The 12442-nt window shown below is 57.5% G+C and carries 7 protein-coding genes and 1 tRNA gene; 5 read left to right on the top strand and 3 right to left on the bottom strand.

Annotated elements, in window-relative coordinates; translation table 11 throughout:
- Positions 1-519 precede the first annotated feature (519 nt).
- Positions 520-2202: a Na/Pi cotransporter family protein gene (locus B2R17_RS26385; RefSeq protein WP_008663443.1), complete on the top strand. Its 1683-nt coding sequence runs from the start codon at positions 520-522 to the stop codon at positions 2200-2202.
- Between the two features lie 204 nt (positions 2203-2406).
- On the opposite strand, the gene B2R17_RS26380 is transcribed toward B2R17_RS26385, so the two are convergent.
- Positions 2407-2491: transfer RNA gene (locus B2R17_RS26380), tRNA-Leu, on the bottom strand.
- Positions 2492-2566: 75 nt separating this feature from the next.
- Positions 2567-3220, bottom strand: coding sequence for a phosphoribosylanthranilate isomerase (locus tag B2R17_RS26375; protein ID WP_286766336.1), 654 nt, complete (start codon positions 3218-3220; stop codon positions 2567-2569).
- A gap of 135 nt (positions 3221-3355) precedes the next feature.
- On the opposite strand from B2R17_RS26375, the gene B2R17_RS26370 reads away from it, so the two are divergent.
- Both B2R17_RS26370 and leuS read left to right on the top strand, forming a co-directional pair.
- Positions 3356-4279 (top strand): hypothetical protein, encoded by a 924-nt coding sequence (locus tag B2R17_RS26370; protein WP_286766335.1) that lies wholly within the window; start codon positions 3356-3358, stop codon positions 4277-4279.
- Positions 4280-4471: 192 nt separating this feature from the next.
- Complete coding sequence (gene leuS / locus B2R17_RS26365; protein WP_286766334.1) at positions 4472-7324, top strand: leucine--tRNA ligase; 2853 nt, start codon at positions 4472-4474, stop codon at positions 7322-7324.
- Between the two features lie 280 nt (positions 7325-7604).
- Here the strand turns inward: leuS and B2R17_RS26360 are convergent, their stop codons facing one another.
- Positions 7605-8951, bottom strand: a complete 1347-nt coding sequence (locus B2R17_RS26360; protein ID WP_286766333.1) for an acyltransferase family protein — start codon at positions 8949-8951, stop codon at positions 7605-7607.
- Between the two features lie 271 nt (positions 8952-9222).
- Between B2R17_RS26360 and B2R17_RS26355 the strand changes: the two genes are divergently transcribed.
- Both B2R17_RS26355 and B2R17_RS26350 read left to right on the top strand, forming a co-directional pair.
- Positions 9223-10464, top strand: a complete 1242-nt coding sequence (locus B2R17_RS26355; protein ID WP_286766332.1) for a cofactor-independent phosphoglycerate mutase — start codon at positions 9223-9225, stop codon at positions 10462-10464.
- Between the two features lie 77 nt (positions 10465-10541).
- Positions 10542-12329 (top strand): aspartate kinase, encoded by a 1788-nt coding sequence (locus B2R17_RS26350; protein WP_286766331.1) that lies wholly within the window; start codon positions 10542-10544, stop codon positions 12327-12329.
- Positions 12330-12442 lie beyond the last annotated feature (113 nt).

The following is a 12442-nucleotide window of genomic DNA, read 5'->3' as shown; positions in this document are numbered from 1 at the left end:
ACAGGCTTGGTGAATAATGCGGGTTCATTTGCGAGCGAAGCAATCTTGGCGGCACGGCTGGGGCGCGTATGAAACTGCACTTCGAGCCTGTCCATTGCTTTGGAAAACGTGGTGTCGGTCGGCACACTGAACCGGCGGTAGATGTTCGAGAAGCACCGGCCCAACGAAACTTCCTGCCACAAAGTGCCTGGTGAACTCCGTTGGCAACGGGTTTCCTTGATCCAGGCGACCGAACCGAGAAGTAAGCATTCGATTTCGACGCCGCCCCGCCAATGAGGCTGCGCAAACGGGCGATTCAAGTATCGAAAGCCCATCGAATCAGATGGACCGGCAGCAACGAGCGTTGCGGTTGATCTCCGTGTGACAGTCCCATCCTGGGGCCACCGAAACCCTTCTGACAAGTCGCGAAATTCCTCCGACGGCAACTCCGAAGTGGTTTGTCAGGTTACAATCCCGCCGCATCGCCACCCTTCATGAATTCTTAACAATCCACCTCTGAAGATTTGGGACGGGAAACCCTTGGATTCTTCCACGCTGATCAAGATGATTTTCGAGCTAGCCGGCGGCCTCGGCATTTTTCTGTTGGGCATGAAGCACATGTCCGACGGGATGCAAGCTGTCGCTGGGAACAGCCTGCGTCGCTTGGTCGGTGCGGTCACAAACCATCGCGTGTTCGCAACGACGGTCGGGATCATCGTGACCTGCGTCGTCCAGTCCAGCTCGATCACCACGGTGATGGTTGTCGGATTCGTCAACAGCGGAGTGATGAGTCTGTCACAGGCGGCCGGTGTGATCATGGGTGCCAACATTGGTACGACCATCACCGGCTGGATCTTGGTTCTGAAAATCGGCAAGTACGGGTTGCCGCTGCTAGGATTTGCAGCGTTCGTGTACCTGTTTACCCGCAATGATCGCTGGCGTTATTGGGCGATGTTTGCGATGGGCATCGGCATGGTGTTCTTTGGGCTCGAAGTGATGAAGGACGCTTGTTCAATCATCAAAGAGATGCCTGACTTCGAAGCCTGGTTCGCCCGTTTCCAGGCAGACACCTACGTGGGCGTTCTGAAGTGCGCTCTCGTCGGTTGTGTGCTCACGACCTTGGTCCAGTCCTCTTCGGCGACGCTTGGCATCACAATTTCGCTAGCGACCCAGGGCGTGATTTCCTACCCGACGGCAGCTGCTTTGATCTTGGGCGAGAACCTTGGAACAACGATCACGGCCTTCCTGGCATCGCTTGGAACCACCACGAACGCAAAACGTGCTGCGTATTTTCACGTCATCTTCAATCTGATTGGAGTGTTCTGGATCACGTTGATCTTCCAGTGGTACATCCAACTGATCCAAGGCATTGTGGGTGTCGATGTGGCGGAATCTGTCTTAGTCGATGGGAATGAAACTTATCCCAATACGGTCGCAGCCATCGCGGCAACACACAGCGTTTTCAATGTTTGCAACACCTTGCTGTTCATGCCATTCCTGACGCCAATCGTCCGTTTTCTGGAACGGATCATCCCGTCGCTGTCCTACAAAGAAAAACCGCGTCTAACGGATCTGGACATCCGCATCTTGGAAACGCCGCTGCTGGCGATCGAGCAATCCCGCAAAGAGATTCTCAAGATGGGCGACGGTTGTTTAAAAATGCTCGACTGGCATTTGGAACTGATGCAAGCCGACGAACCCAACAAGCAACTCGGCGATCGACTGCGACAACGTGAACGAGTGTTGGATTCGGTCCAAGATGAGGTCGCCGCGTTCATCACCAATTTGCTCTCCGGAAACGTCTCGCATGCGACGGCGGAAGAGGGACGCCGGCAATTGCGTCTTGCCGACGAATACGAATCCATCAGCGACTACATCGTCAACCTAGACAAGTTTGACCGCAAACTAAGACGCGACGGATTTCGATTCACCGACTCGCAGCGGGCAGACCTGGAATCACTCAATCGCAGCGTCAAAACCTACACCCACGATATTCACGAGGCTCTGTCAGCCTCCAACCCAAACATCTTGACCAGCACCGATGCCAGCGGCAAACGCATCCGAGATCAAGTGAAGGCTTTGCGTCGCAAACACCTGGAAGAACTTTCCGCCGGCACGATTCCGCCCGTGGTCAGCGTCGCATTCATGGCCGCTCTGAATGCATACATTCGTGTTCGAGACCACGCCCGAAACATCGCCGAGACAATCGCTCTCGAAAAGTGATTTTGGTCCCTCCGATAGCCGACGGGTGATCCGAAAAAGTAGATCGTCCCATGAGTCGCCACAGGCCAATCGAACGGATGCACCAATGGATGCACCAAACTTAGTCCAAATGGAGTCCATACCTGTCACAATGGGCAACTTGGCCGATTATGCCGATTTCGGTCCAGACATAAAAAAACCCCGTGAATCACGGGGTTCTTTGGATGCGGCCGAGAGGACTCGAACCTCCACGGGATTAACTCCCACTAGGCCCTCAACCTAGCGCGTCTGCCAGTTCCGCCACGGCCGCGAGCTGTGTTGGTCTTTGCTGGACGGGAAAGTTTGGCACAAATCTGTCCGGCGTCAACGCCCAGTCACCCTGGATTCATCGAGCCGCTTCGCCGGGCCGGGCGGCTGCGACGAATTGGCGGATTTTCTCGGCGTTTTTACGACCTTTGGGCTGCTCGACGCCGCTGGCAACATCGACGCTGGTGGCTTCGCTGACCTGAATCGCCTTCGCGACGTTCTGAGGATTCAGACCGCCGGCCAACACCCATCCGACCGCCGACTCACCGCGGCGATCCGCCCACGCTCGTATGCTCGGCCAATCCAACGGCTGGCCGCCTCCTCCGAACGAGGCTCCCGCGTCAGCATCGAGCAAGTACGAAACATCCAGGTCATTCCACTTGCCGATGACATCATCAATCTGCCCGGGCATGAGTTTCCCGCGGGGCAACCGAATGGCTCGCAAGATACGCTGGCCAGTCCGCACCAGATCCTCGGCCAGCGACACAGGTTCATCACCGTGCAGCTGAATCCAATCGAGCTGCAACGTGTTCGCTACCCGTTGGATGAATTCCAAGTCATGGTTGACGAACAATCCGACTCGCGTCAGACCAGCATCGCGGGCTGCGGCGTTGATCTGAGACGTTTCCTGCGCATCGGGGTTGAGCGATCGGACGCTGGGTTCGTAGAAGTTCAATCCCACCGCGTCCGCTCCGGCCTCGGAAACGGATCGCACATCTTGCACGCTTCGCATGCCGCAAATTTTGATGGCGAACGGAGCCCGAGATGACGGTGTGGTGGGGGGATCGCTGGGACCGACGGGAGGCAAGGTTGTCACAATCGTCTCAAGTTTCCTGGATCACCGAAGTGGAACTGACCGATCAACTTGATGGACGGTCTCGAGATCTTCGGGCACGTTCAAAACGCCGATCCTTCGCATTTTCAGTGGCATCGTTTCGTGTCTGGCAAGTTCGCTGCATTGAGAATCCTAACACGCAACCCGCTCGTCGGCATCGCGGTCACCTCGATCGCCAGTTTCACGTTGGTGATGGCGATGTGGCCGCCGCAGCCAACCCAGCATCGGGTTTCTTATCCGCGGGCGCTTCGCAACGAAATGTCTGCGGGCGAACCCAACGCTACCGAATGGTCGCACCGCATCGTTGCAAGCGACAACGTGGACGGATTTCGCAAACGACTATTGGACGCTCAACACCCCAAAGCGTCTGCCAATGTGGGATGGGTGCGTTGGCGAAGCGAAGTGGCGGCCTTCTACGCGAAAGCCGAACAGGACCGAGTCGCGTCCAACGAGAATGCCTCGGAGTCACCGCTACGATTGGCCAGCCACACGACTTCCGATCCGTCATCCAATGAGTTTGAAAACACATCCAAGTGGGCCGCGTTCTGGCAGAGCGAAACGGCACGCACCAACGAATGGTTGGCGGGCTATGAGCGAGCGAACGCGGATCGAATCGCGATGTTCGCGAAATCCATCGAGGTGAATACGCTTCCCATGTCTTGGCCAGCTCGAGCTTGGGCTTGGGCAATCGGCGTGGCTCTGATGGTTGCGGTCACAGCCTGGACCTGGCTCGAGGCCTGCCCGGTTCGTCGGTTGGAACTGGCCTCACTCGGCATCGGCGACCAAAGAGCGGAACCCGCCGACGGTTCAGAATCTGACTGGACTGAGATGGCGTTTCGAGCCGAGTGGGTCGCGGTGAGTCAGCCTGTCGGAGTTTGGCTGCGGCGAACGGCTGCCGTGAGCCTGGTGGTCGCGGCGAGCGTGTTGGTTCTGATCCGCGCGATCGGCATCGCCTGAAACGCCGAGAACCGGGCAATCCAGCGAACCCCACGTGCGGGGTTCAGCTCTCATCCCACGCAGCTCTCGCACCAGACCGCTTGCCCGAAAACGCCCTCTGAGGGAACCTGTTTGCAACGCGGAGTGGTCGCTTTTTCATTGCAAGTGCCCTGCCCCGCTCTGCCCTGCCCTTCCCCGCATCGCTAAGACGACATGGTCCGCTACAACCCCAACGAAATCGAACCTCGCTGGCAAGCTTACTGGGACGAACACCACACTTTCGCCACGCCCGAAAAGGTCGGTGAAAAGAAACGTTACGTGCTGGACATGTTCCCCTACCCCAGCGGCGACGGTTTGCACGTCGGGCACCCGGAAGGCTACACGGCAACCGACATCGTCTCGCGATTCGCACGGGCTCGCGGCGAAGCGGTCTTGCACCCGATGGGATTCGACGCGTTTGGATTGCCCGCCGAAGAGCATGCGATCAAGACGGGCGAGCACCCTCGCGTTCAAACCCAACGCAACATCGACAACTTCACTCGCCAATTGAAGATGCTCGGTTTCAGCTACGACTGGGACCGAGTCTTGGCAACCACCGACGAAGAGTACTTCCGCTGGACGCAGTGGATTTTCGGCGTGTTGTACGACACCTGGTTCGACCACGACCAACAAAAAGGCCGGCCGATCTCGGAGTTGCCAATCCCTGCCGAAGTCACCACTGAAGGCGAGTTGGCGATCGAGCAGTATCGCGATTCAAAGCGGTTGGCTTACCTCGATGACGCCTTGGTGAACTGGTGCCCGAAACTCGGCACGGTGTTGGCCAACGAAGAAGTGGTCGATGGCAAAAGCGAAGTCGGTGGCCACCCGGTCAAACGGATTCCGCTGCGACAATGGATGTTGCGAATCACGGATTACGCCGAGCGTTTGTTGGAAGGCTTGGACGATCTCGATTGGCCAACTGGCATCAAGAAATTGCAGTCCGATTGGATTGGCCGCAGCACCGGTGGCGAAGTCGACTTCTACTTGCAACGCGGTGCCGCGGACGACGACACCGGGCCGTTCGTTGCGTTCAAGCGAGCTCGCGAAACGGAAGGCTTTCCAACCGATCCCGGCAAGGATTGCTTGCGCGTTTACACGACACGTCCCGACACCTTGTTCGGAGCGACCTACATGGTCGTCGCGCCGGAACACCCATTGATCGACGTGTTGGTCAAACCCGAACAGAAAGACGAAGTCGACGCCTATCGCGAAAAGGCTTCGTTCAAAAGTGACCGCGAACGAACCGATGGTGATCGAGCCAAGACGGGCGTCTTCACGGGCTCACACGCGATCAACCCTGCCGACGGACGCAGCATCCCGATTTGGGTCGCGGACTATGTGTTGGCCGGTTATGGAACCGGCGCGATCATGGCCGTCCCTGCTCACGACGAACGCGATTTTGAATTCGCCGTGGCGTTTGACTTGCCTGTCATCCCGGTCGTCGATCCACCAGCGGATCACAAGCAACGCGAAGAGATCTTGGCTGGCAAAGCCTGCTTCGCTGCGGAAGGCGTCGCGATCAACAGCGGCGAATACGACGGCAAAACAACCGCGGAAGTCAAAGCCGCTTTGACCGCGGAATTGGCCCAACAAGGCTTGGCCTGCGAAGCCGTCAATTACAAGCTGCGTGATTGGTTGTTCAGCCGTCAACGTTTCTGGGGCGAGCCGTTTCCCGTCTTGCACGAAATTGATTCCGAAGGCAACGCAACCGGCGTGCGTCGCTTGGTTCCCGATGATCAATTGCCCGTGACGTTGCCGGAACTCGCGGACTTCAAACCGCACGGGCGCCCCGAGCCACCGCTCGCGAAAGCCGACGACGATTGGTTGATCGTGGAGCTCGACGGCAAACGCTATCGCCGCGAAACCAACACGATGCCTCAGTGGGCTGGTTCATGCTGGTACTACTTGCGGTACATCGACCCTAAGAACAGCGATGCATTGATCGATCCGCAAAAGGAAAAGGATTGGATGCCGGTCGACTTGTACGTTGGTGGTGCCGAGCACGCTGTGTTGCACTTGCTGTACTCACGGTTCTGGCACAAAGTCCTGTTTGATCGCGGCCATGTGACTTGCCCGGAACCGTTTGGCAAACTGGTCAACCAAGGCATGATCCTCGGCGAAGTCGAATTCACCAGCTTCGTGGATCCGTCCGGCAAACACGTTTCCACGAAAGACGTCAAGAAAGACTCTGAGGGCAATCGCGTTCACAAAGCCACCGGCGAACCAGTCGAGATTGTTGCGTTGACGGAAGAACAAGTTGTCAAGAAAGGCGAAGGTTTTGTCTTGGCATCCGATGCCTCGATCAAGGTCGACAGTCGCGCATTCAAGATGAGCAAAAGCCGCGGCAACGTCGTCAACCCAGACTCAGTCGTTCGCGATTATGGCGCGGATTCGCTGCGTTTGTACGAGATGTTCATGGGCCCGCTGGAGGCGACCAAGCCTTGGGCGATGAACGGCGTCGGCGGCGTGCGCAGCTTCCTCGATCGCGTCTGGCGGATGATCATCGATGAGCCCGAAGACGAGCTGAAGCTTTCCGGTGCGGTGGTGGACACGGCTTGCGATGAAGAGCAACTTCGCGTGCTGCATCAAACGATTCGCAAGGTCACCGAAGACAACGAGGCGATGAGCTTCAACACCGCGATTGCAAAGATGATGGAATTCACCAATCACTTCACCCGTTGCGAAACGCGGCCTCGTGAAGCGATGGAATCGTTCTTGATTTTGCTGGCCCCCTACGCACCTCACATGTGCGAAGAACTGTGGAAGCACCTCGGTCACAATGAATCGATTTCGCTGCAGCCTTGGCCGGAGTGGGACGAAGCCGCTTTGGTTCAATCCAGCATCGAGATCCCGGTTCAGATCAACGGCAAGGTGAAGGCGAAGATCTCGCTGTCACCCGATGCGAAGCCGAACGAGATGGGCGAAGCAGCACTGGCGGATGCAGCGGTTCAAAACGCGATCGGCGACAAGAAGGTTGTCAAAACGATCGCCGTCCCCGGCCGAATGGTGAACCTAGTCGTCAAGTAACCTCCTGTAGCGCGGCGGTCACCGCCGTGAATGGGAATCAGTTGTCGGTGGGGGACCACCGAGCTACAGGTTAGCGCACGAATTCTGGTGAATTCGGTTGCGACGTTTCAGGTCGTCGCCGTAGGCCATGTCTCACATGGCGATGGTGAAACGCCGAGATAACCGACGCTCGTGAAGGAGCGTTGTGCGGGTACCACGCCTCGCTTTTCACGCAGCACCGGTTGGGTCGCCAGGTACAACCTGGCCTACGACTGGCTACGACGTTTCGAAGGCGGGCAGCTCAGCCGGCGACTGCTTCCGCAACCGAGGGTCGTCGCACTCGCTCGGACACCTTCGCATACAAACGACGCAGAGCCTTCGTGATGGGTTGCTCGATCCGGTTCGTGATCACCAACGCCAGAGCGAACGAGAACACGATCACGATCGCCAAACAAACCAACGGTGGCAGGCCGGCTTGATCGAATGTGTTCAGCAAGACGCAGCCGAGGTTGTTGTGACACAGATACAACGCGTACGAGATCGCACTGATGGTCACGAAGGGTTTCATTCGCAGGACAGGAATCTTTCCGTAAGCGGCCATGGTTACCAGACCGATGATCAAGGCCGTCGCGGCAGGGTTGTGCTTGCCGTGATCGATGCTGTGGAAAACGCCCGCGGCGACAACAATGCCCAGCAAGTTCTTCCACTTTGGTCCCACTCCGGTCTTGATCATGTAGAGCAAGAACCCGATCGCGAACAATGGCACGAAGTCGAGCACCAATAAGTGCCTGACCGCGGACAATGCAGCAAACAACGACGTGTGTCCATAGCTGGCTTGGGCAGCATCCAATGCAGGACACAACACCAACGAAGCGGCCAACAACGATCCCCAGCCGACGAAATACCGCTGCAAGTAGCCTTTGCAAAACAGCGTCACCAAGACGAAGTAGAACATCATCTCGACTTGCAAGGTCCACATCACAGGATCAATGCATTCGTAGCCAAAGACACGTGGCATCAAAGTCAAATTGGCCAGGAACTGCTGCGTTGAAACCGGTTGGCCGTTCAGCGGAGCAAACGTCACGATCCAAAGGTTCGCGAAGATCACCATCAAGAAAAGTGGCACGATTCGAATCAATCGAGCAGCCACAAAATCAACTGGCTTGCCACGACGCATCAGCGACATACTGTTGACGAAACCGCTGAGGATGAAGAACAGCTCGACGCCGTAGGCACCATAGGGCCATTCTCCGCCCAGCGGACTGGAGAAGCCAAACTTGACCGCATACACGTGCGTGAAGTGGAACAACACCAAGTTGATGGCCGCCATCGCTCGCAACGCATCCAGCTCTAGAATCCGGCGATGCGGCTTCAGGGTGGACGGCGTTTCGACCGTTTCACTTTCTAGCGTTTCTTGTTCGGAATCCGCTGGCGAGAAACCACCGAAAGACACATCGCGACCTTTACAAACCGCACGCGCTAGCTGCCGAACCTCCAACGAGGATCGAACGGCGGGCAACGTCGGCACAACCGGTTCTTCCCACCTTTCCTGAACGGGCGGATTGTCCCACGCATGCTCAGGCGGAAAATGACCTGAAAAGGGGCCAGTCGCCGAGTCGGAATCCGATGGTGGTGGGGCAGATTGCATCGTTTGAAAATGGACCGGGAACGAAGAGGATCTCTGTGTCCGCTCAAGGATGGGTCAGCTCCTCCCTCTGCACCACCAATTTTTGCTTGTCTGGTCAAAGTCCACTCTTCCGTGTGGAAGGCTGCATCGATCAATCCGATGTCAACGATGACGGCAATCGGAGCGATTTTGCCGGTTCTTGCGACGCTGGTTTCTGTCGGGCCCTTTCGTTTTCGCGGGCGTTCAACGAAACTGCCGCAATTCTTTCGACCATCCAGGCGGAGCCTTCGCCATGAAATATGTCCTGATCATTCCCGACGGCTGTGCCGACGAACCCCTCGAATCACTGAACGGCCGCACACCGCTGCAAGCCGCGAATTTGCCTGCGATGGACAAAATCGCGTCGCTGGGCCGCGTCGGGGTGACCGACAACACGCCGATCGACTTTCCCGCCGGCAGCGAAATCGCCAACCTGTGCCTGTTGGGATACGATCCGAACGTTTGCTTCACCGGCCGAGCTCCTTTGGAAGCTGCTGCCCAAGGCATCGAGCTGGGGCCTCACGATTGCGCCGTAAGATGCAATTTGGTGACGATTCGCGACCAGACGATGATCGACTTCACCGCCGATCACATCAGCACCGAAGAAGCGACGACGTTGCTGGAAGATCTGTCGAAGGAACTGTTCAGCGAAAACGGACCGCTGGGCGACAGCGACTTGGCCGGCCGATTGGAATTCGTTCCCGGAGTCAGTTATCGCAATTTGATGCTGTATCGCGGCGACGCCGATCATCCATCGCCATTCACCACCGCGACGCGGTCGAGCGCCCCGCACGACTTGACCGACCTGAGTGTGATGGACGATTTCCCGCGCGGTCCCGGCAGCCAGATCCTGGTCGATCTGATGAACGCGTCGGCTGAGATTCTGGCCAAACACCCGATCAACGTCGCTCGCAAAGCGGCCGGCAAAGACGTCGCGACTCACGTTTGGTTGTGGAGCTCCGGCGGAGCCCCCAAATTGTCAACGTTCGAAGAACGCTACGGCATTCGGGGTGTAATGATCACGGCTGTCGACTTGCTTCGCGGGATCGGTGCCTTGGCCGGTTGGCCTCGAATTGAAGTCGAAGGAGCCACCGGGTACCTCGACACGAACTACGCCGGAAAAGGCGAAGCGGCAATCGAAGCGCTCGCTGACTATGATTTCGTTTGCGTCCACATCGAAGCTCCCGACGAAGCGTCTCACGAAGGCAACGTCGAAGCCAAGATCGAAGCGCTGCAGCAAATCGACCAGCAAATCGTCGCTCCGCTTTGGGAAGCTCTTTCCAAGCACGACGAACACCGCATGTTGATCTTGCCCGATCACCCAACGTTCTGCCGAACCAAGAAACACACACACGGCCCGGTGCCACTGACCATGGCCGGCACCGGCATCGAATCTGATTCGGCGACCACCTTTGATGAGGTCTCCGCCAACGCGTCGGGATGGGTGTTCGATCCCGGCTGGACCATGATGGACGCCTACATTCAAAAAGGCTGATCCACCGGGTTCGAGGGCACGTTGATGCCTATCCACTTCCCCCACTCCGCTTCCTTCCGTTTCGCTTCGACATTTCCATGTCCCTGATCGTTCAAAAATTTGGCGGCACGTCCGTTGCCGACACCGAAAAGATTCGCGCCGCGGCTCGGAAGGCAATTCGTGCTCAGAAAGCCGGCCATCAAGTCGTGATGGTCGTCAGCGCGATGGGCAAGAACACCGACACATTGCTGGATCTAGCGTCGCAAATCAGTGATGAACCACCGGCTCGCGAAATGGACATGTTGCTCAGCACCGGCGAACAAGTCAGCGTGGCGTTGGTCGCGATGGCGATCCACAGCATGGGTTCCCAAGCGGTCAGCCTGACCGGCGGCCAAATCGGGCTGAAGACCGACAACAGCTTCAGCAAAGCTCGCATTCAATCGATCGACACGGGCCGCATTGAACGCTTGCTCGACGCTGGCAACATTGTCGTTGCGGCGGGTTTTCAAGGCATCGACGATGACTTGAACATCACGACGCTCGGACGAGGCGGCAGCGACACCACCGCGGTGGCTTTAGCAGCCGTGTTGGGCGCGGACGCTTGCGAGATCAACACCGACGTCGATGGCGTTTACACGACCGACCCACGACTGTTGGCCGAAGCCCGCCGGGTCGACGTGATCAGCTACGACGAGATGCTCGAACTGGCTTCTCTGGGCGCCGGAGTGATGCACTCCCGCTCGATCGAATTCGCCAAGAAGTTCGAAGTGCCGATCCACGTCCGCAGCAGTTTTTCGGACCAAGACGGCACGATGATTGTCGCCCAACCCGAGTCGGAAACCGCTCCCGTCTCGGGCGCAGCGCTCACCCGCGACGAAGCTCGAGTGACCGTACTGGGCGTGCCAGATGTTCCCGGCATGAGCCAGAAGATCTTCTCGGCGATTGCCGCTCAGAAAGTCGCCGTGGACATGGTCGTCCAAAACGTTGGCACGTCGGGCAAAGCCGACGTCTCGTTCACCGTCGCCGGTGGCGAACTGAAAAAGACCCTCGCTGCACTCGAGGGCATCTTGGATTCACTCGGTGCCGATGGCGTCACTCACGACGATCAAGTGTCGAAGGTCAGTGTCGTTGGCTTGGGCATGGCTCACCAAAAGGCCGTTGCCGCGAGCATGTTCCGTGCTTTGGCCGAAGCCAACGTGAACATCCACATGATCACGACCAGCGAAATCAAAATCTCGTGCTTGGTCCCTCGCGACCAAGCAAACCAAGCCTTGCGGGCAGTTCACGAAGCGTTCTCGTTGGACCAACGTCCAAGTGACGCGAAAACGTGGAACCAGATCAAGGCAAGCAACGCGAAAGAAGCCGATGTGGCCGACGTTGTGGCACGTCTGCAAAACGATGCATTGGAAGCTCTGACACTAACCGACATTTCGATCGTTCCTGCTCAAGCCCGAGTGACCTTGGACGGTGTGCCCGACCAAGTCGGAGTGGCAGCGGACATGTTCGAACAGATCGGCGAAGCCGGCATTTTCGTCGACATGATCGTGCAAGGCTACGACGGCGAAGACGGAAGCACGAGCGTCAGCTTCACGGTCGAACAAGCCGACTTGGATGCCGCAGAAAAGGTTGCTCGAGCGATTTGCGACAAGCACTCGATGCGAGACGTCCGCGGTGCATCCGGAATCACCAAACTCAGCGTCAGCGGCATCGGATTGCGAAGCCACACGCAAGTCGGCACGGTGCTGTTTGAACAATTGGCCAGCGCTGGAATCAACGTCGAAATGATCGCGACGAGCGAACTTCAAGTGAACGTGGTCATCCAAAGCGACCAAGCTGGCGACGCCGCAGCAAGACTCAAACAAGCCTTCTCAGAAGCCCTGCACTAAGCAGGCCGTGCAGTTTTCTGGTGCTGCGTTTTAGCGGGTTTCAGCATTTGAGAACCTCTCCCGAAACGAAGTTTGGGGAGAGGTCGAGCGACGCCGTTCAGGCGTACGCGAGG

Source organism: Rhodopirellula sp. UBA1907, assembly GCF_002337565.1.
Lineage (GTDB): Bacteria > Planctomycetota > Planctomycetia > Pirellulales > Pirellulaceae > Rhodopirellula > Rhodopirellula europaea.
Note: the sequence above shows the minus strand (reverse complement) of the source record. Positions and strands in the feature narration are given on the sequence as shown.